General features: G+C 62.4%; 24 protein-coding genes and 1 tRNA gene. 11 read left to right on the plus strand and 14 right to left on the minus strand.

Annotated elements, in window-relative coordinates; translation table 11 throughout:
• Positions 1 to 112: 112 nt before the first annotated feature.
• A complete protein-coding gene (locus ACN9MY_RS19575; RefSeq protein ID WP_426318362.1) occupies positions 113 to 670 on the minus strand; it encodes a TetR/AcrR family transcriptional regulator in 558 nt (185 codons plus the stop codon).
• 114 nt (positions 671 to 784) lie between these two features.
• Between ACN9MY_RS19575 and ACN9MY_RS19580 the strand changes: the two genes are divergently transcribed.
• Genes ACN9MY_RS19580 through ACN9MY_RS19590 form a run of 3 tightly spaced genes read left to right on the plus strand, consistent with a single transcriptional unit; the run spans position 785 to position 2824 of the window.
• Positions 785 to 1120 carry a flagellar basal body protein gene (locus ACN9MY_RS19580; RefSeq protein ID WP_426318363.1) on the plus strand — a complete coding sequence of 112 codons (336 nt, stop codon included), beginning with the start codon at positions 785 to 787 and terminating at the stop codon, positions 1118 to 1120.
• 54 nt (positions 1121 to 1174) lie between these two features.
• The gene (locus ACN9MY_RS19585; protein ID WP_426336004.1) at positions 1175 to 1816 is read left to right on the plus strand and encodes a phosphoribosyltransferase; all 642 of its coding nucleotides are present in this window, start codon (positions 1175 to 1177) and stop codon (positions 1814 to 1816) included.
• A 54-nt stretch (positions 1817 to 1870) separates the two neighbouring features.
• On the plus strand, positions 1871 to 2824 hold the full coding sequence (locus ACN9MY_RS19590) for a gamma-glutamyl-gamma-aminobutyrate hydrolase family protein (RefSeq protein ID WP_426162183.1): 954 nt from the start codon (positions 1871 to 1873) through the stop codon (positions 2822 to 2824).
• Between the two features lie 24 nt (positions 2825 to 2848).
• On the opposite strand, the gene ACN9MY_RS19595 is transcribed toward ACN9MY_RS19590, so the two are convergent.
• From ACN9MY_RS19595 to ACN9MY_RS19615, 5 genes are all read right to left on the minus strand, one after another.
• Entirely contained in the window at positions 2849 to 3325 is a 477-nt protein-coding gene (locus tag ACN9MY_RS19595) for a hypothetical protein (protein ID WP_426162184.1), read from the minus strand.
• Between the two features lie 49 nt (positions 3326 to 3374).
• The gene (locus ACN9MY_RS19600; RefSeq protein ID WP_426162185.1) at positions 3375 to 5315 is read right to left on the minus strand and encodes a hypothetical protein; all 1941 of its coding nucleotides are present in this window, start codon (positions 5313 to 5315) and stop codon (positions 3375 to 3377) included.
• A gap of 7 nt (positions 5316 to 5322) precedes the next feature.
• Positions 5323 to 5637: a hypothetical protein gene (locus ACN9MY_RS19605; protein WP_426162186.1), complete on the minus strand. Its 315-nt coding sequence runs from the start codon at positions 5635 to 5637 to the stop codon at positions 5323 to 5325.
• A gap of 83 nt (positions 5638 to 5720) precedes the next feature.
• Positions 5721 to 6839 carry a YbdK family carboxylate-amine ligase gene (locus ACN9MY_RS19610; RefSeq protein ID WP_426162187.1) on the minus strand — a complete coding sequence of 373 codons (1119 nt, stop codon included), beginning with the start codon at positions 6837 to 6839 and terminating at the stop codon, positions 5721 to 5723.
• 1 nt (position 6840) lies between these two features.
• Positions 6841 to 8025, minus strand: a complete 1185-nt coding sequence (locus ACN9MY_RS19615) for a cation:proton antiporter (RefSeq protein ID WP_426162189.1) — start codon at positions 8023 to 8025, stop codon at positions 6841 to 6843.
• 65 nt (positions 8026 to 8090) lie between these two features.
• Between ACN9MY_RS19615 and fghA the strand changes: the two genes are divergently transcribed.
• Complete coding sequence (fghA, locus tag ACN9MY_RS19620) at positions 8091 to 8945, plus strand: S-formylglutathione hydrolase (RefSeq protein ID WP_426162190.1); 855 nt, start codon at positions 8091 to 8093, stop codon at positions 8943 to 8945.
• Between the two features lie 7 nt (positions 8946 to 8952).
• On the opposite strand, the gene ACN9MY_RS19625 is transcribed toward fghA, so the two are convergent.
• Positions 8953 to 9906, minus strand: a complete 954-nt coding sequence (locus ACN9MY_RS19625) for a chemotaxis protein (RefSeq protein WP_426162191.1) — start codon at positions 9904 to 9906, stop codon at positions 8953 to 8955.
• A 141-nt stretch (positions 9907 to 10047) separates the two neighbouring features.
• Positions 10048 to 10123 (minus strand) — tRNA-Gly (locus tag ACN9MY_RS19630).
• A gap of 77 nt (positions 10124 to 10200) precedes the next feature.
• Here ACN9MY_RS19630 and ACN9MY_RS19635 point away from each other — a divergent pair.
• From ACN9MY_RS19635 to ACN9MY_RS19650, 4 genes are all read left to right on the plus strand, one after another.
• Positions 10201 to 11847, plus strand: coding sequence for a Na+/H+ antiporter (locus tag ACN9MY_RS19635; RefSeq protein ID WP_426336005.1), 1647 nt, complete (start codon positions 10201 to 10203; stop codon positions 11845 to 11847).
• Entirely contained in the window at positions 11844 to 12893 is a 1050-nt protein-coding gene (locus tag ACN9MY_RS19640; RefSeq protein WP_426336006.1) for a sensor histidine kinase, read from the plus strand. Before ACN9MY_RS19635 ends, ACN9MY_RS19640 begins: the two co-directional genes overlap by 4 nt.
• Positions 12881 to 13597, plus strand: coding sequence for a LytR/AlgR family response regulator transcription factor (locus ACN9MY_RS19645; RefSeq protein ID WP_426336007.1), 717 nt, complete (start codon positions 12881 to 12883; stop codon positions 13595 to 13597). Before ACN9MY_RS19640 ends, ACN9MY_RS19645 begins: the two co-directional genes overlap by 13 nt.
• Before the next feature lie 88 nt (positions 13598 to 13685).
• Complete coding sequence (locus ACN9MY_RS19650; protein ID WP_426336008.1) at positions 13686 to 14402, plus strand: SDR family oxidoreductase; 717 nt, start codon at positions 13686 to 13688, stop codon at positions 14400 to 14402.
• On the opposite strand, the gene ACN9MY_RS19655 is transcribed toward ACN9MY_RS19650, so the two are convergent.
• Positions 14283 to 15281, minus strand: a complete 999-nt coding sequence (locus ACN9MY_RS19655) for a LysR family transcriptional regulator (protein WP_426336009.1) — start codon at positions 15279 to 15281, stop codon at positions 14283 to 14285. The two genes, ACN9MY_RS19650 and ACN9MY_RS19655, sit on opposite strands and share 120 nt — an antisense overlap.
• 90 nt (positions 15282 to 15371) lie before the next feature.
• Between ACN9MY_RS19655 and ACN9MY_RS19660 the strand changes: the two genes are divergently transcribed.
• Positions 15372 to 16391: a metallophosphoesterase family protein gene (locus ACN9MY_RS19660; RefSeq protein ID WP_426162197.1), complete on the plus strand. Its 1020-nt coding sequence runs from the start codon at positions 15372 to 15374 to the stop codon at positions 16389 to 16391.
• Here the strand turns inward: ACN9MY_RS19660 and ACN9MY_RS19665 are convergent.
• Positions 16365 to 17954 carry a sigma-70 family RNA polymerase sigma factor gene (locus ACN9MY_RS19665; RefSeq protein WP_426336010.1) on the minus strand — a complete coding sequence of 530 codons (1590 nt, stop codon included), beginning with the start codon at positions 17952 to 17954 and terminating at the stop codon, positions 16365 to 16367. The two genes, ACN9MY_RS19660 and ACN9MY_RS19665, sit on opposite strands and share 27 nt — an antisense overlap.
• Before the next feature lie 177 nt (positions 17955 to 18131).
• On the opposite strand from ACN9MY_RS19665, the gene ACN9MY_RS19670 reads away from it, so the two are divergent.
• Positions 18132 to 19322: an acyltransferase family protein gene (locus tag ACN9MY_RS19670; protein ID WP_426336011.1), complete on the plus strand. Its 1191-nt coding sequence runs from the start codon at positions 18132 to 18134 to the stop codon at positions 19320 to 19322.
• Between the two features lie 97 nt (positions 19323 to 19419).
• On the opposite strand, the gene ACN9MY_RS19675 is transcribed toward ACN9MY_RS19670, so the two are convergent.
• The 3 genes from ACN9MY_RS19675 to ACN9MY_RS19685 form a co-directional block, all read right to left on the minus strand.
• Positions 19420 to 20169, minus strand: coding sequence for an RNA-guided endonuclease InsQ/TnpB family protein (locus ACN9MY_RS19675; RefSeq protein WP_426336012.1), 750 nt, complete (start codon positions 20167 to 20169; stop codon positions 19420 to 19422).
• 159 nt (positions 20170 to 20328) lie between these two features.
• On the minus strand, positions 20329 to 21444 hold the full coding sequence (locus ACN9MY_RS19680; RefSeq protein WP_426336013.1) for a suppressor of fused domain protein: 1116 nt from the start codon (positions 21442 to 21444) through the stop codon (positions 20329 to 20331).
• A gap of 281 nt (positions 21445 to 21725) precedes the next feature.
• A complete protein-coding gene (locus ACN9MY_RS19685) occupies positions 21726 to 22655 on the minus strand; it encodes a sensor domain-containing diguanylate cyclase (RefSeq protein WP_426336014.1) in 930 nt (309 codons plus the stop codon).
• Between the two features lie 101 nt (positions 22656 to 22756).
• Between ACN9MY_RS19685 and ACN9MY_RS19690 the strand changes: the two genes are divergently transcribed.
• Positions 22757 to 23620 (plus strand): dienelactone hydrolase family protein, encoded by an 864-nt coding sequence (locus ACN9MY_RS19690; protein ID WP_426337646.1) that lies wholly within the window; start codon positions 22757 to 22759, stop codon positions 23618 to 23620.
• Here the strand turns inward: ACN9MY_RS19690 and ACN9MY_RS19695 are convergent.
• Complete coding sequence (locus tag ACN9MY_RS19695; protein ID WP_426336015.1) at positions 23610 to 25997, minus strand: penicillin acylase family protein; 2388 nt, start codon at positions 25995 to 25997, stop codon at positions 23610 to 23612. The genes ACN9MY_RS19690 and ACN9MY_RS19695 overlap by 11 nt on opposite strands.
• Between the last annotated feature and the right edge of the window lie 144 nt (positions 25998 to 26141).

The raw sequence follows: 26141 nt of genomic DNA on the forward strand, positions 1-26141 counted from the left end.
CACGTGCAATGAGGGAATTAATGATGCTCTCCAGAACAATGCGTTTGGGCAATAACCCAGATTCTTATGCGCACAGTTCAGGAAAGCAATCCCAAAACGTTAAACGTAGCAATTAGCTCAGCTTCAGGAGCATGGAACGTACCGATTCCAGCACTTCATCGGCCAGTTTGGGGTCGGTTTTGTAGACATTTCGCGACACTGAGACGCCGCCTACCATCGCTGCCACGATGGCAAGCGCCTGTTGCCGCCGGCCCTCCCCGGCCGGCAACAGGGTTTCGATGTAGTCCGCCATCTGCCGCACACCGCCGGTATAGCCCGCGCCCACCGAGGCATCCTGGCGCGCCACCTCGCTGGCGGCGGCGGCCAGCGGGCAACCCTGCGCCAGGTTGTCGCGCTGCTCGGGCGCCAGGTAGTAATCGACCAGTTGTGGCAGCGTGACCGGATGCTCAGTCAGCTTGCCGTAGGCGGAGCGGGTGCTGAACTGCATGGCCTCGGCCGCCAGCGCGTCTTTCGAGGGGAAGTGGGCATACAGGGCGCCGTGGGTCAGCCCGGCTGCCTTGCTGATCTCTGCCACGCCGACCCCGTCCATTCCCTTTTCCCGGAATAGCCGGGAGGCCGTCTCAACCAGCAATTGCCGGTTTTCCGCTGCTTTTTCCTTGGTAATCTTCATGGCCAGCCTCCCGCCTCAATCATTGCGATCATCATCATATCATGTGTTGCGCGGCGTGCCCGTTTTTTAGGCAGGTAATGGCAATTTCCGTATGGAATCATGTAAACTAGGACCATGACGATCCCAGCACTTCAATCCGGCCTGTCCGGCCTCCAGGCAAACCAGCGCGCACTGGATGTGGAAGGTCACAACGTCGCCAATATGGCGACCCAGAACTTCCAGCCGCAACTGGCTACGTTCCAGGAAACGCCGGGCGGGACCAGCGTCACCATTTCGACTGCCGCGCGCGACCTGTCGGCGGCCGCCAATGCCGGCGGCGCCCCATCGGGCACCGACCCGGCCAGCTCCATCACCAACTCACTGGTCTACAAGGCCAACTTCGACCTGTCGGCCAAAGTGATCCAGGCCGCCGACGAGCGAATTGGCACACTGCTCGATATCAAGGCTTAACGCCGCCGCCTTCCCGCGCTATGCTGTCGTATGTGCAGCGTGGCGGAGGCTAGCATGGACGACCTCGAACTCCCCCTGAAGGACCGCAAGCAAGCGGCCGAGCTGCTGGCCGAAAAGCTGGCGCACCTGCGCGGCAGCCATCCCCTGATCCTTGCCATTCCGCGCGGCGCGGTACCGATGGGGCGCATCATTGCCGATCGCCTCGAAGGCGAGCTCGATGTCGTGCTGGTGCGGAAAATTCCCTCTGCCATTGATCCCGAACTGGCGGTTGGCGCCGTCGACGAGCATGGCAACCGCGAACTGGCCCCCTACTTCAACCGCACCCGCACCAGCATGGAATGGGTCGAGCTGCAGACCCACGAGCAGCTTGAACTGATGCGCCGCCGCCGCGCCTCCTACGGCGGCAAGCGTCCGCCAGCCGATCCGGCAGGCCGTACCGTCGTGATCGTCGACGATGGCCTGGCCACCGGCTCCACCATGGCGGCGGCCCTGCGCTCCACGCGCGCCCGCCAGCCAAAGCAACTGATCGCCGCCGTGCCGGTGGCTGCCCCGGATTCCCTGGAAATGATCGCACCCTTGGCCGATGACATCGTCTATCTCGCCGCGCCGATGAACTTCATGTCGGTCAGCCGTCATTACCGCAGCTTCCCCCAGGTATCGGAAGAGGAAGTGCTGGAACTGCTGACGAGCCAGTAGTGCGACTTTGAATTGCCGCGTGTGCGACACTGGCGACAAGGAGGCAGCCAACGGATGACCGAACACGATCCCCGCCAGCATGACCGCCGCGAGAGCGACCGCGGGCAACGGCGCCGGGCCGGCGATGCGCCGCGCTACCTTGATCCGGGCGAGACCATCTTTACCTTGTGGGGACGCGTGATCGTGGCGCGCTACAAGCGCTGGGCTGCCGCCGCCACGCGGCATATCATCCAGCGGCCTTTGCACATCGGGGTTTCAGCCCGCATCTACCATCCCGAACCTGGCGCCACGGGGCTGCGCAGCAAGAACCTGCAGTACCTCGAAGAGTCGGTGGCGCAGTGGGTGATGTCGCGCGACGTGCTGGTGTTCATGATTCCGACCGTGAATACCTCAGGCCTGCTGCATCCGTCCAATATCCGCCTGCGCGATTATGCCAAGCACCTCGATGGCCTGGTGCTGCAAGGCGGCGCCGACGTGTCGCCCCAAAGCTATGCCGAATCGCCGACCAAGCCCGAATGGAGCGGCGACCGGGCGCGCGATATGTACGAGCTGGAACTGCTGCATGAGTTCGTCGAAGCAGGCAAGCCGGTGCTAGGCATCTGCCGCGGCTGCCAGCTGTTGAATGTCGCGTTCGGGGGCAGCCTTTACCAGGATATTGCGACCGACGTGCCGGACGCGCATGCCCACGTGTCCGATGACTACGACCGGCACCGCCATGAGATCACCTTCCCGCCCGGCTCTTCCCTGCCCGCGATGGTAAGGGGGCCGCAGCGCGCGCTGGTCAATTCCATCCACCACCAGGCGGTGAAGTCGCTCGGCAAGGATATGCAGGTGGAAGCGCTGTCCTACCCGGACAATATGATCGAAGCGATCCGCTACACGCGGGCGCCCTTCGTCATGGGGCTGCAATGGCATCCTGAATTCCACCGCGCCGGCGGCGTCGAGCTGCTCGATTGCACCGGCATCCTCGACAGCTTCCTGCGCGCCGCCCGCGAAACGCGCTTCTAGCTTGCGCCGGCCGCTTCCCGCTCGTCAGCGCTGGCAGGGCTTGCCTTCGTATTGCTTGCCAACGACCTTGTATTCGCTGCCGTTCCAGCGCTCGACGGGGAAGCAAAAGCCCGGGCCGCCGATTTCCAGGTCGGGCCAGCCATCCTTGCCTCGCGCTCCCAGCACCAGCAAGATGCCAACGCCGCGCGACATCACCTTCCAGTTGCCGTCGGCTTGCTTGCTGACCAGGGTATAGCCAACGCCCGTATCGCCAAAGCAGGCCGTGCTGCCTTCAGTGATGATGGCTTCGGGAAGGCCATCCCCATTCAGGTCCTGGACCTTGTCGATTGCGCCGGGAACATAGCTTCCGCTCGCGTCCTTGCAGGACTTCCAGTGCTTGCCGTGTTCTTTGAAGCCCGCCGCCTTGAAGGCGGCAGCCTCGTCGGCCGGCTTCAAGGCGCCGCCCGCAGCCAGCGCAGCCTGGCATAAAACCATGCTTGTTATCGCGATAATTGCTTTCATATTGCACCTCTAGGGGGAAAGGATACGCCTCCCTCCCGTCCAGGGCAACTTATGGCTGAGCCGCCAGCCAGTCCAGCAACGCCTTCTCTTGCGCCTTCGATGCCGACATGGCAACAACAAGCTCGCGAAGTTCGCCGCGCCTGGCGGGCGATAAAGGCTTGCGCGCAAGGACCTCCAGCACCGGCTTCATTCTTTCCGGCCCGATCTCCCGGGCTGCAGCCTTCAGCAAATGAGGCTTGTAGTTGGCCACCACCTGAGTCACATCACCGGCGTAGGAACCCAGGTGCGGCACGAGCTTCATCAGCATTTCCCTGGAGTTCCGGGTATCGGCGACCCGCGAATAAGCGAGGAGCGCGGCTTCATCGCCAGGTTCCGCTTGAAGGAAGCGCTGCAACAGCCCGGGCAGTTCCGGATCACCAGGCGCCACCTTCTCCATTGTCCGTATCGCGATGCGAGCGTATATTTCATCCGGGCGGATCAGCCTCTTCAACGCCGGCGCTGCGAGCCGCCCTCGATCCCCCATGCGCGCGATGATATCGAGGATGTCGCCGGTCTGCCCCGGCTGCGGCGCCCCCGCCAGTAACGCGGAAATTTGCGGCAGCTTCGCTTCCAGTTGCATCTGAAGCAGTTGGGTCGCTTGCGGATTATCGACTGTGGCGTCCAGCATCCGTTTATAGTCAAGGACACCCTGCATGCGCGTTGCGGGATCTGCCAACTCACGGCTGCCAATCACTCCAAACATATGAACCGCCTGTAGGGCCTGGTAGTTTTTTTGCCACGCATAGCCGGCCATCAAATCCGTCGCGCAGGAATTGGGCAAAGGATGCACTTGCATCAGGCGGGCGATCGTAGCCAGCGACGGCATTTTTGGTGCGGCTCCCCGGCTATTTCCCACTTCGTTCATGCTTGCATCGTTCGCGATATTGCAAGCCGCGTAAGCAGCACTATCCATGTCGCCCGCCATCAGCGACTCATTCAACAATGCCACCGCCGTGCATGCCCGCCCTTTGGCCGACCCAAATGGGGCAAGAACAGGCCCAACAAGCTGCAACCTGCCGTCAACCTCGGGAAAGCCTACCCAGCCGCGCACCTGTACTGGCCGTGTTGTCTCGCAGCCGACTACCGCCCCCCCGCGCCCGCCAGTATTCCTCGCCAACTCCGGCTCGGGCACGCTGCAAAGCGAGCCATGAATGACAGTGTCGTGAAATCGCCCGGGCACTTTCCGGCTTTCGACTTCCGGCAAATAGGTCAACGCCTCCCGATAGGGCTTGAGCGATTCCGGCGGCTCGAAATGGAATTCCTGCCGCAAGCTCAGATAGTCGCCGCTGCAACTGCCGCCTTGGGCAAAGGTGACCATCCTGCGGACCGGGGCGCCATCAAGGACCAGTTTGTAGGCGCCCTTGGTATCCACCGCATCCGGCGCGATCTCGTGGACCACCACCGCGCGTCCTCGCCCCGGAAAAGGCGAACGATAAGAAATGGTATAAGTCTGGCCGGGCTTGAAGCCGCCCTCGGGTGCAATCAGGAACAGCCGGCGCTCATCGGACATGGTGTACGAGATGTCCTTTACCTGCCCGCCACTCAGCAGCTCGGCGAGAGCCGGCTTCTCACGGGCAGCGGCGAAGTCCTTTTCCGCTTTCTTGCTGGCGAATGCGTAATAGCTGCCCCATTTCGACGCAGGAATGTCGCCGTCGCCCCTCAGCTCCAGCGGCGTGACCCGGGCGCGATATTTCTTGCCGGCGCCATCCTTGATGTCGAACGCTGAAGGCGAAAGCTCGATTCGCGGCGCCTTGATGATACTGGCGTTCTCGAAAGGGAAGTCGGCAATACTGACCGGCCCTGGCGGAGGCGCGAGGAACAGCGCGCCTTTGGCGTTGGCAGGCAAGCGCCGGACGAATTGGTGAGGAAACGATCCATCGACCGGATCGGGCATGGCGCAGCTGCAGGCGCCGGCAGCCAGCGGCAAGGCCGCCAGCACTGCCGCCAGCAAAAACCGCTCAAGCATCCGCGTAGAAGACCAGCGAGCTGCCCAGGGTCAGGGATTCTTCGATGTGGGAATGAAGGTCAACGAAAGGCTTCTGCTCCAGCATTTCGGTTTGCAAGATACTGAAGGCATCCATCGCCACTTCCTCAAAGCCGAACTTGCCGGCCTCGATGATCGCGGAATCCCAGAGCGCGTCGGCGCCTTCCTGCAGCAGGAAGAGCATGCACTTATGCAGCGCATGCTCTTGCGGGTGCGCGTATTCATAGACCGGCTTGCCTTCGAAAATCCCTTCGAAGGTGTAGATCCCCAGGACACTGTTATCGCTCATGAGCTATTCGAATTAACTGGTAGTGCCTGATTATACGATGGACTCAAGCCAGGCCAATCGCGGGAACAGAACCCTGAAAAAGCTCAATTCCCCCTGAACTTCGCAATCGCCGCATCCACCACGCCCTCCACGCTGCCGGAGGAGTCGAATTCCGCCCGCAGGTAGTGGGCGTCGCTGCCCATATGCGTCACCTGCATCAGGTGGTTCAGCGCGGCGCTGCCGCCGAGGGCTTCGGCGTGCAAGTCCATGCGGCGCAGCGTGGTCAGGATGTCTTCGCGCAGCGACAGGCTTTCATAGGTCTTCGGATGCACCACCGTGCCATCCAGGCCGAACCGGCAAGCCTGGAAGCGGTTGTAGTTGTAGACCAGGTAGTCGTCCTCGGCCGGCGGCGCTTCCTTGCGTTCCAGCAGGTAGGCGCACAGGGCCTGCAGGTAGCAGGCCAGCGCCGCGGCGCGCTCCACCGTCAGCGGCGTGTCGCAGACGCGCAGCTCGATGGTGCCGTATTCGGGCTTGGGCCGGATGTCCCAATAGAAGTCCTTCATCGACTTGATCACGCCCGTATGCTCCATCTTCGAGAAGAAGCTGTGCTCGAACTCGTCCCACTTGAGGATGAACGGCGCGCGTCCGCTCATGGGGAAGGCGAACACGCTGTTCAGGCGCGCGGAATTGAACAGGGTGTCGTTCCCCTGCACATAAGGCGAAGAGGCCGACAGCGCGATGAAGTGCGGCACATAGCGGCTCAGGGAATGCAGCAGGTACAGCGCATCGTCGCCGCTGGCGCAGCCGATGTGCACGTGCTGGCCGAAAATCGTGAACTGCTTGGCCAGGTAGCCATACAGCGCCGACACTTCCTTGAAACGCGGCTTGGAGAAGATCTTGCGCTCCGACCAGCGCTGGAACGGGTGTGTTCCACCGCCGCAGATGCCGATGTTCAGCGTGTCGGCCGCCCGCACCAGCGTATCGCGCGTTTCGCGCAGCTGGGCAAGAAGCTCGCCGTGCCTGGTGTGCACGTCGCTGTTGATCTCGATCATGCTCTCGGTGATCTCCGGCGTGACGTGGCCGGGGAATGGCTTGCGCGCGAGCAGGTGCAGCAAGTCCGGGCTCGACGCGGTCAGGTCGAAGTCGGACAGGCTGACCAATTGCAGCTCCAGTTCGACGCCCATCGTCAATGGCTGCGACGATTTGAATTCTTCCAACGGCATCTCAGCCCTCCTCTTTGGCCGTTTCGCGCGCGCGGATCAGCGCGCGCTGCGTGATGATCGGCCCCAGCACTTCCATGAACAGGGTCATGGAGGCCAGCGCTGCGAGTTCATCAACCAATACAATACCCATGTAGCGCGTCTGCTCCAGCAGCAGGATCGCGAACACGGACATCGGCGACAAGGCCACGCCGATCAGCGCGCCCTTGCGCCACGAAATGCCGGCGACGTGCGAGAGCAGCGCCACCGCAACGGTCTTGGTGGCAAAGCGCACCAGCAGCAGCAGCAGGCCGAGCGAGGCACCAAACACCACGCGCTGCCAGTCCAGCGTGGACACGGCAAACACGAACAGCAGCACCGTCAGCAACTCGCCGATCGCGCCGAAGTTGCGCTGCGTGCGCGTGAAGGTCACGCGGCGATGGCGCGCCATCAGGCCGAAGGTCAGTGTCGCCAATACCGGCGACAGGTCGGCCGCCTGGGTGATCGACACCAGCAGCACGACTACCATGGCAAAGGCCACGGTGCCGTCGCGCGCCAGCGTGCCGAGGCTGCGCAGCAGCGCAGGCACCAGCATGCCCGCCACCGCGCCCAGCACGGCCGACGCCAGCAATTCAATCACGCTGCGCGACACCGCTTGCGTCAGGCTGCCGGAAGTCTGGAACACCCAGAATCCAACGACAACCTTGAACACGAACAGCGCAAGCACGCAGTTCATCGCCACCAGGTGCAGCAGGCGCTCCGTCACCTGGCCCGAGCTGCGTTCTTCATTGATCACGCGCAGCACGCCGGCCGGCGAGGTGGACATCGCCAATGAAGCAAGCAGAAGCGCCGTCAACGGCGGCATGCCCTGCCAGTAGGCGATTGCAAACACAGCGCCGAACGTGAGCGCCGATTCTGCAAGGCCGCTGACGGCAATCCAGGGATTGACGCGCAGCCAGCGCAGATTGATGCGGTAACCAAATTCAAACAGGATGAGGCCGAAAGCGATATTGGCAAGCAGCGTTACCTGGCTGCTGCCGTCCGGCACGAGAAGATCGGGCATGGCCTGCGCAAGCAGGAAGCCCACCAGGCCGTACACACTGATGCGCGGCAGATTGGTCCAACGGTGAACAAACTCGCCTGCAAGCCATGCAAGCAGCATGGCGCAAGGCCATGCGAGTTCGTCAGAGATGACTAACAAATCGGTCATAGACTTACCTCCGAGCCGTACTATATTGCAATTGTGAAAAACGTGTCACACGAATCTTGGTTACAATGCCACGTATGGACATGATCAGCGAACACGTTTGCCACGGTGGAGTGCAGCGCTTCTACCGGCATGAGTCGGAAACGATTGGCTTGCCAATGCGCTTCTCCATCTTCATTCCGCCGCAGGCAGCGCAGGGGCCGGTGCCCGCGCTGTTCTATCTCGCGGGACTTACCTGCACTGAGGAGACCTTTGCCATCAAGGCCGGCGCGCAGCAGCATGCCGCACGCGAAGGCCTGGTCCTCATTGCACCGGACACCAGCCCGCGCGGCGCCGGCATCGAGGGCGAATCGGCAAGCTGGGACTTCGGCGAAGGGGCAGGCTTCTATCTCGACGCAACGCAAGCGCCGTGGTCGCGGCATTACCGCATGGAGAGCTACATCCACGAGCTGCGCCAAATGGTGATCGATGAATTGCCGGTCGATGCGAAGCGCATCGGCATCTTCGGCCATTCGATGGGCGGGCATGGCGCGTTGACGCTGGCCCTGCGCCGGCCGGACCTGTTCCGCAGCGTATCGGCTTTCGCGCCGATTGCAGCGCCGGTGCGCTGCCCGTGGGGACAGAAGGCTTTCGAAGGATACCTGGGGCCGGACAAGGAGACCTGGCTGCAGCACGACGCCAGCGCGCTGATGGCGGTGCAGGACGAAGCGCCCTTCCCCAGCGGCATCCTGATCGACCAGGGCCTGGCCGACAAGTTCCTTGACGAGCAGTTATATCCGGGAGTGTTCGAGGATGCGTGCCGCGCCGCCGGGCAGCCTTTGGAGCTGCGCCGGCATGCGGGCTACGATCATGGCTACTACTTCATTTCGAGCTTCATTGCCGACCATGTGAAATTCCATAGCCGGCAGCTGAAAGAGCTTTAATGCGACATCACTTGGTGAGGACGCGGCGGATGGTTTCCGCCAGTTCTTCCGCGACGAACTTGGCCACGTAAGCGTCTGCGCCGACACCCTTCACGTGGTCTTCGTTGGTCTTGCCCGACAGCGAAGAGTGGATCACCACCGGAATCTTGGAGAAGCGCGCATCCTGCTTCACCAGGCGGGTCAGCGTGAAGCCGTCCATCTCCGGCATTTCCAGGTCGGTCAGCACCAGCGCTACACGATCCTCCACCGCGATGCCTTCCGCCTTGCAGCCCTCGGCGATGTGATTCAGCTTGTCCCAGGCTTCCTTGCCGGTCTTCATCATCACGAACGGCGCATGCATGGCTTCCAGGCCGCGCTCGATCAGGTTGCGCGCCACCACCGAATCGTCGGCCGCCAGGATGAAGGTGCCCGGCTTCAGCGGCAGGCGGCCCACCGCGGTTTCATCGATATCCTTGCCATCGCTCGGGGTCAGGTTGCGCAGGATGGTTTCCACGTCCAGCACCTGCGCCAGGCGGGTGTTCTGCACGTCGCCATCGACGCGGGCGATGGATGTCACCATGCCGCCGCCGTGGCTGCCTTCGGCGCTCAACACCTGGCTCCAGTCCAGGCGCACGATCTCGTCCACCGATTCGACAGCGAAGGCCTGGGTGGTGCGCGCGAACTCGGTCACCAGCATGATGTTCAGGCCCGTCTTCGGCTTGACGCCGACGATGCCCGGCAGGTCCATCACTGGAATAATCTGTCCGCGCAGGTTGACCACGCCCAGCATGTGCGGCTCCGAACCGGCAACGGCGGTCACGGTCGGCATCGCCACGATCTCGCGGATCTTGAAGACGTTGATGCCATACAGCTCGGAGTTGCCGCTGGTGCTATCGACGCCGAGGCGGAACAACAGCAGCTCGAACTTGTTGGAGTTTGTGAGGTTACTGCGCTCGTCAACTTCTTGTTGAACGGAATTCATCGATCGCTCCAGTCTGCTTTAAATGGCATTCCCTTTGGTATGGAATGTTTCGGCAGTATACCGGCCCTTTTTAAGGGCCGGGAGCGATGAGGGGCAGAAACAACAAAAAAAGGACGCGCGATGGCGTCCTTTCAAGAATTCTGGAGCGGGAAAAGAGTCTCGAACTCTCGACCTCAACCTTGGCAAGGTTGCGCTCTACCAACTGAGCTATTCCCGCAGAGGAGGCGCTATTATGACAGTGACTACCCCGAGTGACAAGTTCTTTTTCATTTGGCATGCCCCTATAATGTCCGGATGGATTCTATCGAGATAGTTTTGGCAATGCTGCTGGCCGTGATCGCCAGCGCCTACGTGAAGCGGATGCTGTCAGGCGGCATTCCCCTCCCCCTGGTACAGATCGGCCTTGGCGCCGGGATCGCCGCATGGTCCGGCCACGGCATCCAGCTTGACCCTGAGATGTTCTTCCTGCTGTTCATTCCGCCGCTGCTGTTCCTCGATGGCTGGCGCATTCCGAACACGGGCCTGTTCCGCGACCGCGTGGTGATCCTGGAGCTGGCCTTGGGCCTGGTGATCTTCACCGTCCTGGGCGCCGGCTACATGATCCACTGGATGATCCCCGCCATGCCGCTGCCGGTGGCATTTGCGTTGGCCGCCATCCTGTCGCCGACCGATCCGATTGCGGTCGGCTCGATTGCCTCGCGCGCCCCGATTCCCAAGCGGCTGATGCACATCCTGGAAGGCGAAGCCTTGCTGAACGATGCCAGCGGCCTGGTGTGCTTCCGCTTTGCCGTGGCAGCGGCGCTGACCGGCACCTTCTCCTTGACTACCGCTTCGCTGACCTTTGTCTGGCTCGCGGCGGCCGGCATCGCGACCGGCGTGGCCGTCACTGCAGCCATCGCATGGCTGCAAGGCCAGCTCACCATGCGCTACGGCGAACCGGCCGGCTCGCCCATCCTGGTCAGCCTGCTGATTCCCTTTGGCGCCTACCTGGTCGCCGAGCGCCTGCACGCCTCGGGCATCCTGGCAGCCGTCGCTGCCGGCATCACCATGAGTTACGTGGAGCTGGGCGGCCAGGCCCTGGCAGCAACGCGCATCCAGCGCACGGCCGTATGGGACACGGTGCAGTTCACGCTGAACGGCGTCATGTTCGTGCTGCTCGGCGAGCAGTTGCCCGACATATTGCGCGGCGCCAGCGAATCGCTGGAACAGAGCGGCCATATCAATCCCTGGTGGCTGGTGCTGTACGCCTTCGCCATCAGCTTTGGCCTGATTGCGCTGCGCTTCGTGTGGGTGTGGGCGACGCTGCGCGTGACCCTGTACCGCCGCAGCCGCCGCGCCACCTCGGCGCAAGGCGGCAAGCCACACTGGCGGCTGCTGCTGGCAACCGCGCTGGCCGGTGCACGCGGTGCGATCACCCTGGCCGGCGTGCTGACCTTGCCGCTATTCCTGCCGAACGGCGAGCCCTTCCCGGCGCGCGACCTGACCATCCTGTTGGCCAGTTCGGTGATCCTGATTTCCCTGCTGGCAGCCAGCATCGGCTTGCCGCGCCTGCTGGGCGGCATGCGCTTCCCGGAGGAGCCGGCCGAGCGCCAGCAGGAAGACATGGCACGGCGCCAGGCCGCATCGGCGGCGATTGCCGCCATCGAGCGCGCGGAACTGACGCTGGCCGACGCCCACCATCCCGACGTGCTGCCGCAAGCGGCTGCGCGCGTGATTGCACTCTACGAATACCGCCTGAACGTGGCCTGGTCGGCGGAAGACCAGAACAAGGAGCACTTCCGCAAACTGGACCGCGCCGAGCGCGAACTGCGCCTGGCCGCCATGGTGGCCGAGCGCCAGGCCATTTTCGACCTGGCGCGCCACCACCATATTTCCGACGAAACGGCGCGCAAGCTGGTGCGCGAGATTGACCTCGTCGAAGCACGCCACCAGAAAAAATGAACCGGCGCGCCACGCTATCACTCCTCGCCGCGTGGCTGCTGTTCTGGGCCATGATGGTGGCGACCGCGGTGCAGGATTTCCTGCGCCACGACAGCGGCCCGCTGTGGCAGCCATTTCTCTGGGAGTCGTCGTCCATGGCGGTGGCCACGCTGCTGTTTACCGCACAGCGGCTTGCCACGCGGCGCTTTGACGGCATGCTCGCCACGCCGGCGCGCTGGCTGGCGCGGCAAGCCATGTGGCTGCCGGCCTGGTGGATCCTGTTCACGCCCCTCGCCTTCGGCATCCGCCACGCCGTGTATGCCATGGCCGGCATGACTTATGAACATGAGCCATGGGGCCAGACTTTCCTGTATGAGAACATCAAGATCTCGATCTTCGTCGTGATCTTTACGCTCATTGCTTTCGGCATGCTGTCCTTCCGCGCGGCCGAGCAAGCGAATGCCCAATTGCGCACGGCGCAGCTGCACCAGCTCACGCAGCAGATGCAGCCGCATTTCCTGTTCAATGCGCTGAACACGATTTCTTCCCTGATGCACAGCGATGTCGAGCGCGCCGACGCCACGCTGGTGCAATTGGCCGACGTGCTGCGCGCAACGCTGGATGTCAGCGGCCAGCAGCAGGCGCCTTTGCCGACCGAGCTGCGCCTGCTGCGTGGCTATGCCCGCCTGATGGAAGAGCGCTTCGTTGACCGCGTACAGATCGAATGGGATATCGACGCGGCCTGCGGCGAGTGCCTGGTACCGGTGATGAGCATGCAGCCCTTGCTGGAGAACGTGTTCAAGCACACGGTCGAAAGGCGGCGCGGCGTAACGAAGATCGCCATCAGCGCAAAACGGGATGGCGGCAGCCTCGTGCTAGCAGTCTGCGACGATGCCGGGATGCTCGCCTCCCACGCCGCGGGCAGCGCCACAGGCGGTGCAGGCATCGGCGTGAGCAACCTGCGCGAACGGCTACAGGCGCTGTATGGCGAGCGGGCGAGCCTGCGCCTGGTGCAGCTCGAACCGGCCGGCGTGCGCGCGGAGATGAGACTGCCATGCGTATCCTGATCGTCGACGACGAACGGCCGGCGCGCGACAAGCTACGCCGCATGCTGGCGCATGAGACGGACATAACAGCCATCGAAGAAGCGCGCGATGGCGTGGAGGCGCTGGAAAAAGTCGGGACCTTCGCACCCGACGCCATCTTCCTGGACGTGCAAATGCCCGAGGTAAGCGGGCTGGAGGTGGCCGCCTCCCTGCCCCATCCAGCGCCGCTGGTGGTCTTCGCTACCGCATTTGACGAATATGCCGTCCCTGCCTTCGACGCCAACGCCATCGACTACCTGCTGAAGCCCTTCGACGCCGCGCGCCTGCAGCGCGCCATGCAGCGCCTGCGTGAACGCGTCGCCAGCCGCGCCGCGCAAAGCGAGAACGCGCCCGGCGCCCTCGGCCTGCCGCTGCGGCAACTGCTGGTCAACGAGCGCGGCGGCACGCGCGTGGTGCCCGTCGCCGACATCGAGTGGCTCGAGACCGCCGACAACTACGTAATGCTCCACACAGCGCAAGGTGCACCGCTGCTGCGCCAGACCCTGGCCGACCTGCTGGACAGCCTGGGCAGCCAATTCGTGCGCTGCCACCGCCGCGCCGCCGTGCGCCTGGCGCTGGTCGACAAAGTCGACCAGCAAGGTCAACTGGTGCTGCGCAACGGTACCCTCGTCCCCCTCGGCCGCAACTTCAAGGCCGCCATCCTGGACGCCCTCGCCCATCGGTAATTCCGATAACAGGCATCGTAAAATCCCGTTTCCGTTTCGCGCAGTGCACCCGCGACAATGCCCCTGTCCACAACCAAGGAGGAATTCAATGGAACGGGTATTGATCGCCGGCGGCAGCTCCGGCATGGGTCTGGCGCTTGCCGAGCGCCTGCTGCGCGAGGACTGTGCAGTGACGATAATCGGCCGCACCGAGGCGAAGCTGGCCATGGCACGGGAAAAACTGAAGCACTCGCCGCAGCTGACAACCATTGTTGCAGACATCACCCAGGAAGACCAGGTCGCCGCCCTGTTCGCACAATGCGGCAATCTTGACCACATCGTCTGCACCGCCGCTGACATCGGCGGCGCCTACCAGCTCTTGCCGGACATCGACGTCGCGGTGATGCGCAAGGCCATGGACTCCAAGCTGCTAGGCCCGCTCCTGTTGGCCAAGCATGGCGCCCCGATGCTGCCCGCTTGCGGCAGCATCACCTTCACCACAGGCATCGCCTACTGCCGCCCAGCGGCACGCGGCTCGGTCGTCGCCGCGATCAATGGCGGCCTCAATTCGCTGGCCTACGCCCTGGCGGTTGAACTTGCGCCGATCCGCGTCAACGCAGTCTCACCCGGCTGGGTCGATTCACCAATCTGGGACTTTGTCGCAGGCGATGCCAAAGCCGGCATGCTCGAAGGAATGGCCAGCAAATTACCGGTTGGCCGCATCGGCCACGTCGACGACATCGCCGACGCCATCTGTTTCCTCATGCGAAACCGCTTCACTACCGGCAGCGTGCTGCACGTCGATGGCGGACACCGGCTCGTGTAACCCAACAGCCCCTAGCCGAAACGCATCCAGGAGCTGGCGCAAGGCAAATGGCAGTTGGCTTGGCCGCCAGCTCATATGGATGCCGATGCGCGCCGCGCCGCCCTCCCAAGGCAGGGCGGCAAGCCCGGCACCTTGCCCCGCGACGGCCAGGCGCGGCATCAACGCGCAACCGAAGCCGCCACGGACCATATTCACGATCGCACCCAGGCTGCCATATTCACCGGCCACCTGAGGCACCTGGCAACCCGAAGCGGAAAAAGCGCTGTCAAACATGCTGCGGTAGACACATCCTTGCGCTGTCACGAGAAAGCGTTCATGCGCAGCGTCCCGCGGCCCAACGCTGGCGAGACTGCCAAGCGCGTGTCCCGCAGGCACCAGCAGGACCAGTTCGTCCGAAGCAACGCATTCGCTGTGCAGGCCGCTGTCGGGCGGCGGCGGGGAAAAGGAAAAGCTCAGGTCCAGCGAACCATCCCGCACCGCATCGCGCAGCGCCCCGGTTCCGGCCACCTGCAAATCAACCTGCAATGCCGGATGCCGGCCCTGGAATTCTGCCAGGATCGGCGCCAGCCATTGCGCACACAAGGTTTCCAGCGCGCCGACTGCGAGCCTGCCCCGCACTTCCACACTGCCAAGCACAGCAGCCCGGGCATCGGCCGCCAGCGCCAGCATGGCCCCGGCATACTCCACCAGTGCCGCACCAGCATCGGTCAGCGCCAGTTTGCGCTGCGAGCGCTCGAACAACGCCACGCCCAAGTCCGCCTCCAGCGCCTGGATCTGCTCTGTTACGCTGGACTGCGCAAGATGCACCTTTTGCCCCGCCCTGGTGAAACTGAGGGTGGAAGCGACGGCCAGGAAAGTTCGTAAGTGTTTGAGCTGCATGTCACGCATTATCGCCGAGATTTCCCTTAAAAATCCCCTGAACTTTTGGTAGCCCCGCCTGTCCAAAGCGGACTAACCAGGGAGACCATCATGACAACAACACTGCTGACAACCTTGCTGCACATCTCCGATTTGCACATCGGAAGCCTTGATCCAAGCACAGGCGATGCAACGATCAGCCCCACCGTACAAGTTGGACTGGACAATTTTCCCCTCTTCGATGGTCTATTGGGACATCACGCCGTTGGCTTGCGTGCGCTTGCCGAATTCGTCGCAGACCTGCGCAACAGGGACGAGCAGTTCCAGATCCTGGTCACTGGTGACCTTAGCCGAAACGGAGATGCAGATGAACTCGCACTGGCGCGTCGTTTCTTTGAAAGCGAAATCGACCTTATCCCACCCAATGGTGATTACGTAGGCCTGAACGCCGCCGGAAAAATCATCGCCATCCCCGGAAACCACGATCACTGGGCAGGACTGCCGGTGCCCATTGGCGCGACCCCCACCAATTTTTACCACTACTTCATCCGCTCGTTGCCGGCAACACGCAGCTTCCCGCTGGGGAAGCACGGGCATGAGTTAACCCTGATCGAACTTGATTCGGATGCGGACGTGCGCCCCAATTCGATACAGCGCACCTGGGCGAGGGGAAGTTTCTGCTCGCAATTGAAACTACTGGATACGATGCTCGCAGCCCGCAAAGAACGAGAAATCCGCGCACTGGTCATACATCATGCCAGGACATGCACTGGCTTCAGCCTGGCCATGTCCAGCACTACGATGCAGGCGCTGGATCGCTTTCTGCAGCAGCATCAGATTGCAGTCATCTTATGTGGCCACACGCATAAGGCCTCCGTACGGCGCCATTATGCCGGCGCCAGGGAGTGCTGGGAATGCGGCGCGGGCTCAACGACGCAATTTGATGTCGTTCCCCGCAAGTGGCGGCTCAGGCTGCGCAAGCCAAACGCCATCAGCCCCGGGCCGAATGCATTAATGCTCCATCGCATCTTCGACAAGGATGGCAGGCTCGAGTGGACGACGACAACTTACGAGCGTTCAGCAAGGGGGTTCACTGCCACGCGCTCACCGCGCGAGTTCGCCTTGCAATAGCGGCGAGCCATGTGCGATGTCGCGTTGATTGGCGCACCAACGCTTCACTAGTGCGTCCCGCGTGAGGAATCCTGTTGGGCGCGTCGTTTCCGGCAACTTGAAGAAAGTGTTCGCACCCAGATAATAGTAGCCGCTGACCAGGAGCGGCGACGCTTGCATCATGCAGACAAGACTTCGCGCCAGCGCGGGCGCGAGCTCCAGCTCAAGATCAAGCGTACCCGCGATGGTCCCGCATAACAGCTTGGGCTTGATTGCTACGCTCTTGCCTTTTTGCTTGACGACGAGATCAGCGTCAGAGTCTTTGCGAGCTATCGCTCCTTCGCCGGCGCGACGAAGCGAGCGATTGAACAGCAGTTCCATTTCGCGCAAGGCTTCAAACACCATGCCGGGCGACAGGCCGTATTTCAGCAAACGTTCGCTAGCGGGGTCGCCACGCCGGCAGGAAGCGTGATACTGGCGCAAATGCTGTACCAGATCGGGTTCCGGTTTCTCTGCGGCCATCAACGCGAGTTCCCATTGCCCCGGCCCGGAAGGCGGACGCACTTCATCCAGCTTCTCGAGCAGCGCTGCCCAGGCATCGGCGATCACTTGCTGTTCGCCATCGAGCATGGCGGTCATGGAAGGCTGGAGCTCCTCCGATTCGATGCCCGCCAAGTCATTGCTACTCAGCGCAGTGTAGACGCTTGCAAGCCATTCGGGATGGGCAGCCAGTGCGGCACATTCGGCATTGTCAAGCAGCAGGTCTTCCTGCTCTAGCGCCAGGCGAATATCCTGCGCATGCGCGCGCAAATGTTCGAGGGCGTCGCTGTCATCAAATGCGCTGAGCGCTTTCCTAAGTATGTCGAGTTCCGGCATGATATTTCTCCCCTGTCGAACCGGCCGCTCTATGCCTCGAATCGAGTTGAGCAGGGCTTGCGCAAAGCGCGCCTTGGCCTGGTTCACCTGTTCAGTTGACATTCCGAGTTCGGCGGCCACAAAGCGTGGCGACTGGTCCATCACCCAAACCCGGTAAGCGATATCGGCGTCGGCCTCTTGCGGCCTTGCCTCCATCAATTGCAACGCGACCCGGCTGACCGTAGCCGCCAGCTGTTCGCGCATGCGATAGCGCGTGAGACGGTGTTTCTCCGCGAGTTCGCGCTCGCCAGGCGCATAGTCCGACAGGAAATCGGCCAGCAAAGCCTGCTCCGCCTCGGGCAAATGCGAAATGGCCTCCTTGAGCTGCGCAGTTTGCTGCTTCAATTCGGCCGCTTCGAGCGGCAAAGGGTCGGCTGCCGCCAGGTCGAGGCATTCCTCGATATCGACGGCGCGCGAGCGCAGCCGGTGCAGCTTCAATTGCCGACGGCGGCCAAAGCGGTAAAAGGCGGTGGCGAGGTAGGGGGCGAATTCGCCCTTGGCCGCGTCAAAGCGGCTATTGAGCGGTTCCCATTCAAGGAAGAAGTCGTGGATCAGGTCGCGGGCGTCGTGCGGCTGGATGTGATATCCATCGCGCACCAGTTTGCTCAGCACGCGCCACAGCAGCGGCTCGAACTCGAGGAAATTCCTGGGGGACGCCAACGCACTCATCACAACTCCAATCGGGGCACTCAATACAGTCATATTGCACGGCGCCAGCCAACTGGTTGAAATTTGGATCAATAAATGCGTTCGCCCCAACTAAATGCCGTTCGCCACCTATTGCTGGCCTGGCAAGACCGCCTTCCCTAAGCTGGAGCCATGTCCAACCCAGCTTGCCAAACCATCATGCAAAACCAACGCCTGTATTTCCTCGACTGGCTGCGCATCGGCGCATTCTTCCTGCTCGTGCTGTACCACACCGGCATGTATTACGTGACCTGGGACTGGCACGTCAAAACGCCCCACCCCAGCGACGCCATCGAGCCGCTGATGCTGCTGTCTTCGCCCTGGCGCATGTGCCTGCTGTTCCTGATCGGCGGGGCCGCAGCCGCCTTCCTGCTTGACAAGCTCGGCGGAAAAGGATTGGCCAAGGAACGCAGCAAGCGCCTGCTGATTCCGCTTATCTTCGGCATGTCCTTCATCGTCCCGCCACAATCCTACTTTGAAGTGGTGTCTGACGTCGCCTACCAGGGCAGCTATGTCGACTTCATGCAACTCTACGTCCGCGCCTACCACGGCTTCTGCGACCACAACGGCTGCCTCGACCTGCCGACCTGGAACCACCTCTGGTTCCTGCCCTACCTGTGGATCTACACCCTGCTGCTGGCCGCCATCGGCAGCCGCCGCGTGCAAGTGATGGGCAACTGGCTGCTGCGCCACCTGCAAGGCTGGAAACTGTTTGTGCTGCCAGTTGCTTTCCTCGCTGCAGGCCGCATCCTGCTCTTGCCGCACTGGCCGCATACCCACAACCTGACCTCCGACTGGCATAACCACGCCATGAGCCTGCCCTTCTTCCTGCTCGGTGCGGCCATGGCACGCCAGGCTGAATTCTGGCAGCGCCTGGAAAACGCCCGCTTCGCCGCGCTGGGCTTTTTCCTCGCCAGCTGGGCTTCTCTCATTTTCTTCTACGCGACGGGAGACACGTACAAGGACTGGCTGCCACTGGCGCGCACCGTGTACGCTTTCTGCCAATGGAGCGGGATCGTCGCAGTCTGCGGCTTCGGCCACCGCCACTTGAACTTCGACAGCGCCAAGCGCCGCTACCTGACGCAGGCCGTCTTCCCGGTCTACATCCTGCACCAGACCCTGATCGTCTGCCTGGCCATGGGCCTGCGCGCGGCCGGCCTGGCGCCGGTGACCGAAGGTGCACTGATCGTGGTGCTGACCTTCGCCATCAGTTTTGGCGTCTTCGAAATGGTACGCCGCGTACCTCTTCTGCAGCCGCTATTTGGATTGGCAAAGTCCTCGGCTACAACAACAGAGACGCCTCTTAGCGTGAAGCTGTCCGCCAAGTCATCTACCTTTCGGGAAACTTGAACTATCGCGCTCCACTACAATCAGCAACTAGAGACCGTTCGGCGGTTTGCGACCACGCCTCGATGCGAACTACTTCTTCTTTGACGCCCTCCCTGCCCTAAAGGACGGGGATTCCTGCAACCAGCGTCGCGCGCCCGCGACGGAGAATGTTTTTCGCAGCATTGAGATCACGGTCATGTGCCGCGCCGCAATCACTGCAAATCCACTCTCTTATTCCAAGGCCTGCAATACCTCTCGGCCGCGAATCGGGCAGTGCGCCACAATCCGAGCAGGTCTGGGTGGTAAATCGTTCGTTGACTTCCACATACCGCGCGCCATGCCTAACGGCCTTGTACGCCAGCATTCTCAGGAAGGACGACCAGCCTGCATCAAGCACGGACTTCGCCAGGCTGGTCTGGGCGAGTCCGGCGGCATTGACATTGCCGACAGCGATCCAGTCGAAGGCACGCGCGATCTTCAACGATTCGTTATGCAGAAAATCGAGCCGGCGGCGCGCCGTATAGGCATGGACGGCCTTGATCCTGCGCCGTTTATGCGCACGCTGCGCCACCGCGAGCGCCGCTTCGGCCTTGCTGTGGAACCCAGGCGCAAGAATCCTGTTCGTGTCAGACAGCACGGCCAAGCCTTTCAAACCCAGATCAATGCCAATTCCAAGATCAAGCGGTCGCACCGGCGATTTGGCAACCTCGATGACGATATTAAGGAACCAGTTGCCTCGGCTGTCTTGCGAAAAGCAGGCGCCATCTTTGATCTTGCCCTCAGGCAGAGGCCGCGAGTTGAACACACGGAAGGAAGGTATGACCCGCAAAGCGAATCGAATCGCCTTCCCGGTGAACTTGGCCTGCATTCCGACAGTATCAATCTCAAGGAGAACGACTGCTTCGCAGTCGGCTCCTTGCACTCCCCGTCCTGAAGGACGGGGTTTCACGGAACAAACCTGATGAATGTGAAACTGGAACTAGCAAAGTCCGATAACATTCGGCAATTTCGTTCGCCTGAATTCTTTTCACCACACGTCTAGCGTCAGCGTCCGCTGCTCACCGCTTTCCGAATGCGATGCATTCATATGGATGCGCGAAGGTACAAAACTTGTATCCTTATATTCAGGGCGGACGTCCAGGCTATTTATTGCGCCTTCCTTAACCCATGCCCGGAGCGTTTGTATATGGGCAGTCCGTTGTCTGACCGTCCTAAGTGGGACGTAAAGAACATTCATCGCCACATCTTCCCCTCCAAACTCTGCGGGGAACATCAAGAGCTTTGTCAATTGTCCCTTTGCCTCCAGTGCTTTTGCTTGTTCGAGGCTCGCCACCTGTGCGAAGTCGGGTTCCTCGATACAAATAACACTCGGCCGGTCCAGGATGCTAATCTGGCCCACGCCAGATTTCTTCAGTTCGCCTAGTAAGTTATTGCGCCCATTAGTCATGGACCAATGCATTTCGTCTTCGGTGATCACCGTCGCGACAAGCAGTTCCATCTTCCCGTTGGGGAGGGCAAGGTGATCAGGGAGCGGCTCATGCGCCTTGCTGATGAGCAGGTTGACGAATTTATCTTCACCGATGCCAATCTGTTCAACCGTGACGCCTTGGTGCCGTTCCACGACGCTGAGAAGGTCTGCATCTTTGAGCACCTCCGCTTTGGTAGCCCATTGCAATAGCCAAAGTGGCCAATCAGCATTCTCCTTGGCAAGCACGATCAGCTCATATCCATACCCTGGTCGATCAGTGCGTGGCCTTACATTTGCTTTCTGGCGCAACGTACCGGCAAACCCAACGGCTCGCACGCCGTTACTGGCGCTGGACGTGGGCTGCGCATCGACCATCTCCAATGTGGTGGGCATATCGGGATTGGAAAGCCCGAAGGTTGTGTAGATGAATCCAGGCTCCCCCGCGATCTTGGACGGGATGACGTAGAGCCCGCCGCCTGGCCATACGCCGGAAAGATCCATCAACTTGAGGATGTCGTTGGGCAATGAACCAAAATGCTGTTCGAACAACCGGGAGCGCGCGTCATAGACCTGCTGCCAAAGTGCCTCTTCCACCGATGGTGCGGCTTCCCTACCTTTAATGCTCGTACCTTGGTCTTTCTCCTTTCCACCAAACAACTTGCCAAATAGGCTCATTGTGCTTTCCCCCACTTCAATAAGTTATATGTTATTCAATTCCAACGGCGGCGATTGGCCGTTCGCAGGCGGAATAAAGACCTACGAAATCGCGACATGCCTTTCCTGGCCATGATTGTTTTGCCCCAGGGCCAGTTTATCATCTTGCCGAATGCAAAATGCCGGCAACCGTCAATTCAATGGGGAATTGTCCCTCGCCAGCAGGAGGGACAGCAGGTCATACGCGGACTCGCGTCTTCGCTCGGCGCCCGCAGTCGGACTGCCGTTTGTTACGGGGGCGATTAATTCAGCACTTTGCGTGACCGCTTTGCACGGTACATCTCAGCATCGGCTATTGCGAGAGCCTCCTCCAGGTCGATGCCGGGTTTGCGCATCGCCATGCCGATTGACGCGCGCACGTCGTAGCCGGCGAGCGTTTCCTGCACCCGTAGCAACATGGCCTGGGCATCGAAGTAATCGCATTCAACCATCAGCATCGCGAACTCATCGCCACCCATCCGTGCCACCACGTCGGAACCGCGCGTCACTTCTTTTAATGCCTTACTGCAACGAATCAACAGCGCATCGCCGGAAGCGTAGCCCTGCGTATCGTTATAGAACTTAAGGTCGTCCAGGTCGATCGAGACCACGCAGGCCGGGTGGCCATAGCGGCGGCAGCGCTCTTCTTCGCGCACCATCAGCATGTCCCAACCGCGGCGGTTGTACAGGCCGGTCAGTTCGTCGCGCGTGATGTCGACATCCATGCGTTCAGCCTTGCGCACGTTTTCAGCGTTGGCCAGTTCGGCTTCCAGCAAGCCGCCCAGCAGTTCGCCCATCAGCACGACCATGTCCTTGTCTTCGCGGATGCGTTCCGGTTGCGGCTCTGGATCGATGGCGCATAGGGTGCCGAACAGGGTGCCGTCGGCGCGCCGCAGCGGGACGCCGACGTAGGCGCCCACCGAGATCTTGTCGGTAATCGGTGCTTGCGCATAGGCCGGTTCGCTCGTCACGTCGGGCGCGATGTGCGGACCCTGTCCTTCGACCATGCGCGAGCACAAGGTTTCGGCCCAACTGTAGACCTGGCCGGCCTTCACGCCATAGCCATGGTCATCGGCAAACAGCACGATCCAATCTTTCCCGTCGGTACGAGTGACCATCCACAATTTGAAGCCCAGGCGCTGCCGAAGGAACTGCATGGTGGCCTTGGAAGCGGCCGCAAAATCGTTCATCATTGCTTGCCTCATCAATAGCTGGTTCCGGCTCGGAGTCGAAATGTCATTATGCACCGGTCGGAGTAGACTTGACAGCGCTAATTTACCTGGAGACCGCCACGATGACACGCCTGACCGCCAAAGACTTTGACCCCGAAGTACTGAAGCTGTTCGACAAATACGTTCATGGCCAGTTGAGCCGCCGTGAGTTCATTGCCGCTGCCGGCGCTGGCCTGCTGGCATCCCTGTCGCCGAGTTTTGCCGCCCCGCTGGTGCCGGCCGACGACAAGCGCCTCAAGGCCGGCTATGTGGAGCATCCTTCGCCGCAGGGCTACGGCAAGCTGCGCGGCTACCTGGTGCAGCCGGCCGCTTCCAAGGCCAAGCTGCCTGCCGTGCTGGTCGTGCACGAGAACCGCGGCCTGAACCCGCATATCGAGGACATCACGCGCCGCCTGGCGCTCGACGGCTTCCTGGCCTTTGCGCCGGACGCCCTGTTCCCGCTGGGCGGCTATCCCGGCGACGAAGACAAGGCGCGCGAACTGTTCGCGAAGCTGGACCAGGCCAAGACCCGCGCCGACTTCCTCGCTGCCGTGCAGGTCTTGAAGTCGCATCCGGCGGCAAATGGCAAGGTCGGCGTGGTGGGCTTCTGCTACGGCGGCGGCATGGCCAATTACCTCGCCACCATGGTGCCGGACCTGGCGGCAGCCGTCCCGTTCTACGGCGCCCAGCCGCCGGCCGCCGATGTGCCTAAGATCAAGGCGCCCTTGCTGGTCCACGATGCAGGCAACGATACGCGCATCCTGGCCGGCTGGCCGGGCTACGAGGCTGCGCTGAAGGCAGCCGGCGCCCGCTACGAGCACTTCGTCTACCCTGGCGTCGAGCATGGCTTCAACAACGACACCACGCCGCGCTACGATGAAGCGGCCGCCAAGCTGGCCTGGCGGCGCACGGTGGACTTCCTGCAGCAGAACGTCGCTACTTCGTAAACGCCAGCGTGTGAGCCGCAGGGCCGGGCAGCAGCGGCGTGGCCTTGCCGGCCACCCAGTCGGCATGCCCGGCCAGGAAGAACGGCGACAAGGGGTGGCCGCTCTGGCCGCCCGGCATATTGAACAGGCCCTGCTCCTCGTGGCCTGGCGAGACTGTCATGCGCTCGGACTGGCCGAAAGCGGGACCCGCCACGCGCGGCATATTGCTGTCGCCCGGCAGCTGGTCGGGCGGCACGCTGAGCCACTTCTTCAGCATCGGTACCGCGCCTGCAATCGGGTGCGCAATCGTGGCCGTATTGCGCGCGCCCCAGGTGGCCGAAGCCAGCGGCTTGCCGCCGGAGGTCAGGTGCGCGATGGCGCGGTCCAGCGCCGCCAGCTGCAGGGCCTTCCAGTCGGCATGACCTTGCGGCAGCCAGCCGCCGGGCTGTTCATCCAGCAAGCGTCCGATGACCACCGGCCAGCGGCTGGAGGCGGCGCGCATATTGGCATCCTTGTTCAATTTGGCCAGCTCGATGTTGGCGCCGCCATACAGCAGTTCGTAGAGCGACCACATGAAGGCTCGGCTGGCGCGGTAAGCCACCGAATCGACGCTGGCGTGCCCATTCCAGTTGTCCTTCAACAGGCGCGCCAGCTCGGCGCGCTGCGGCTTGCCCTTCACCGCTTCCGCATCCAGCACCGCCAGCGCGCGGTCGCGCCATTGGGAAATGAACAGTGCGCGATCGTCCAGCATCACGCCGTAGACGCCCTTCTCGTCGGCCTTGTCGCCCAGGGCTGCCAGCGCGTCGCGCGCCTGCCTGGCGCGGGCGCCCATGTCGAAGCCGCCGTCGCCCAGCTTGATCGAGTCGGCGCCCAGCAACTGGCGGCTGTTCGCCGTCACCAGCTGGCCGCCGGGCGGATTGCGCACCGACGGATACGCCGCCGCCGGCAGCAAGCCTTGCCAGCCGCGCGTGCTGCCGTTGGCCGACAGCGGATAGCTGGCGTCGACCGGCGTAGCGGGCCGCTGCGGCAGCGGGCCGACGATGGTCCAGCCGATATTGCCGTCGCTGTCGCCTGCCACCAGGTTCTGCGCCGGCATGCCGACTTTCGGCGCCAGCGCCAGCGCTTCGGCCACACTGTCCACTTCCTCCATATGGCGGATCGCCAGGTTGACAGCCTTCACGTCGTGCGCCACCCAGTGCACGGCATACTCGCGGCCGCCGCTCTGCATGACGGGGCCCAGCGAAGTCTCGCGCACCTTGAGGGTGACGGCCGGCTGGCCTTTGACCAGGATGGTCTCGGCATGCTCCGTCGGCGTTTCCCAACCGCCGGGCAGCTTCGCCTGGCCGGGACGGTCCTTGGCCGACCCCACTTCCACCAGGTCCACATAATCGCCATAGCTGTTGGTGAAGCCCCAGGCCACATTGCCATTGCTGCCCGCCACTACGGCCGGCACGCCCGGAATGCTGACGCCGACAATGCGGCGCGTGCTGCCGTCCTGGCCCGGCACGTGCAGCAACAGGCGGTACCAGGTGTTGGCCAGCTTGATCCCCAAGTGCATGTCGTCGGACACGATGGCGCCGCCATTGGCGCTGCGCTTGCCCGACACCGCCCAGTTATTGCTGCCGACGCCGTCGACGAATGCAGCGGCGGCCAAGGTGGCCGGCTCGCTGGCCACGCCCTTGCCCCACCAGTCCGGCGCGCGGGCCGGGATCGGCGCATCCGGTGGCGGCGGGCTGGCGGCGTCCAGCGGTGCATCCCACTGCGTGCTGGCCGGCAGCAGGAAGGCCAGTTGCTCGGCGCTGGCATGCTCTTTCAGCCAGCCGCGTGCGAACTCGCGGCCGATGCCTGTCACTTGCAGGTCGATATACATGGCCCAGGCCACCAGGAAGGAATCTTCCGGCGCCCAGGCACGCGGGCCGACGCCGACCAGGCCATATTCAAAGGGACGATTGCCAAGCGCATTCAGGCCATCGTTCACGCCTGCGGTATAGCGCTCCAGCAGCTGGCGGTCCGCCGCCGGCATGAGTTCGATCGCTTGCGCGGCGCGGGCACGGAATCGGTGCAGGCGGTTGATACGGTCGGTCTCCAGGGCCTTCTCGCCAAACAGTTCGGACAGCTCGCCGGCCGGCATGCGGCGCAGCAGGTCCATCTGGAAGAAGCGGTCCTGCGCATGCACGAAGCCGGTGGCATAGGCCACGTCGTTCCGGTCACCGCCGGAGATGGAAGGAACGCCCCTTGCGTCGCGGGTCACTGTGACGTTGCCGCTTAGTCCCGTTGCGGAACGCCGGCCATCGAGCTGGGCCAGGCTGCCGCGCAGGAAGAACCATAGTCCCAGTACGACCACCAGCAGCAGCGCCAATATTGCGAGGACAAGACGTTTCAGCCATAACTTCGCCATCGGCAACCCCATTGTTATTCTGTTGCCTTAAATCTTGCCAGAATTCCAAACGAAACGGAGCAAAAAAGTGCGGTGGGAGGGTGCTTCGTGCACGACTGGGAACTTTTCTGAGCTAGCCCTGTCCAAGCTCAAACATCTGCGCGG

The sequence above is a fragment of the Pseudoduganella sp. R-31 genome, from assembly GCF_049913235.1.
GTDB lineage: Bacteria > Pseudomonadota > Gammaproteobacteria > Burkholderiales > Burkholderiaceae_D > Rugamonas.

What these genes read in the sequence shown, in the direction of transcription:
- ACN9MY_RS19575 (WP_426318362.1), bottom strand. Translation starts at nt 670, where the DNA reads ATGAAGATTACCAAGGAAAAAGCAGCGGAAAACCGGCAATTGCTGGTT.
- ACN9MY_RS19580 (WP_426318363.1), top strand. Translation starts at nt 785, where the DNA reads ATGACGATCCCAGCACTTCAATCCGGCCTGTCCGGCCTCCAGGCAAAC.
- ACN9MY_RS19585 (WP_426336004.1), top strand. Translation starts at nt 1,175, where the DNA reads ATGGACGACCTCGAACTCCCCCTGAAGGACCGCAAGCAAGCGGCCGAG.
- ACN9MY_RS19590 (WP_426162183.1), top strand. Translation starts at nt 1,871, where the DNA reads ATGACCGAACACGATCCCCGCCAGCATGACCGCCGCGAGAGCGACCGC.
- ACN9MY_RS19595 (WP_426162184.1), bottom strand. Translation starts at nt 3,325, where the DNA reads ATGAAAGCAATTATCGCGATAACAAGCATGGTTTTATGCCAGGCTGCG.
- ACN9MY_RS19605 (WP_426162186.1), bottom strand. Translation starts at nt 5,637, where the DNA reads ATGAGCGATAACAGTGTCCTGGGGATCTACACCTTCGAAGGGATTTTC.
- ACN9MY_RS19610 (WP_426162187.1), bottom strand. Translation starts at nt 6,839, where the DNA reads ATGCCGTTGGAAGAATTCAAATCGTCGCAGCCATTGACGATGGGCGTC.
- ACN9MY_RS19615 (WP_426162189.1), bottom strand. Translation starts at nt 8,025, where the DNA reads ATGACCGATTTGTTAGTCATCTCTGACGAACTCGCATGGCCTTGCGCC.
- fghA (WP_426162190.1), top strand. Translation starts at nt 8,091, where the DNA reads ATGCCACGTATGGACATGATCAGCGAACACGTTTGCCACGGTGGAGTG.
- ACN9MY_RS19625 (WP_426162191.1), bottom strand. Translation starts at nt 9,906, where the DNA reads ATGAATTCCGTTCAACAAGAAGTTGACGAGCGCAGTAACCTCACAAAC.
- ACN9MY_RS19635 (WP_426336005.1), top strand. Translation starts at nt 10,201, where the DNA reads ATGGATTCTATCGAGATAGTTTTGGCAATGCTGCTGGCCGTGATCGCC.
- ACN9MY_RS19640 (WP_426336006.1), top strand. Translation starts at nt 11,844, where the DNA reads ATGAACCGGCGCGCCACGCTATCACTCCTCGCCGCGTGGCTGCTGTTC.
- ACN9MY_RS19645 (WP_426336007.1), top strand. Translation starts at nt 12,881, where the DNA reads ATGCGTATCCTGATCGTCGACGACGAACGGCCGGCGCGCGACAAGCTA.
- ACN9MY_RS19650 (WP_426336008.1), top strand. Translation starts at nt 13,686, where the DNA reads ATGGAACGGGTATTGATCGCCGGCGGCAGCTCCGGCATGGGTCTGGCG.
- ACN9MY_RS19655 (WP_426336009.1), bottom strand. Translation starts at nt 15,281, where the DNA reads ATGCAGCTCAAACACTTACGAACTTTCCTGGCCGTCGCTTCCACCCTC.
- ACN9MY_RS19660 (WP_426162197.1), top strand. Translation starts at nt 15,372, where the DNA reads ATGACAACAACACTGCTGACAACCTTGCTGCACATCTCCGATTTGCAC.
- ACN9MY_RS19665 (WP_426336010.1), bottom strand. Translation starts at nt 17,954, where the DNA reads ATGAGTGCGTTGGCGTCCCCCAGGAATTTCCTCGAGTTCGAGCCGCTG.
- ACN9MY_RS19670 (WP_426336011.1), top strand. Translation starts at nt 18,132, where the DNA reads ATGCAAAACCAACGCCTGTATTTCCTCGACTGGCTGCGCATCGGCGCA.
- ACN9MY_RS19675 (WP_426336012.1), bottom strand. Translation starts at nt 20,169, where the DNA reads ATGCAGGCCAAGTTCACCGGGAAGGCGATTCGATTCGCTTTGCGGGTC.
- ACN9MY_RS19680 (WP_426336013.1), bottom strand. Translation starts at nt 21,444, where the DNA reads ATGAGCCTATTTGGCAAGTTGTTTGGTGGAAAGGAGAAAGACCAAGGT.
- ACN9MY_RS19685 (WP_426336014.1), bottom strand. Translation starts at nt 22,655, where the DNA reads ATGATGAACGATTTTGCGGCCGCTTCCAAGGCCACCATGCAGTTCCTT.
- ACN9MY_RS19690 (WP_426337646.1), top strand. Translation starts at nt 22,757, where the DNA reads ATGACACGCCTGACCGCCAAAGACTTTGACCCCGAAGTACTGAAGCTG.
- ACN9MY_RS19695 (WP_426336015.1), bottom strand. Translation starts at nt 25,997, where the DNA reads ATGGCGAAGTTATGGCTGAAACGTCTTGTCCTCGCAATATTGGCGCTG.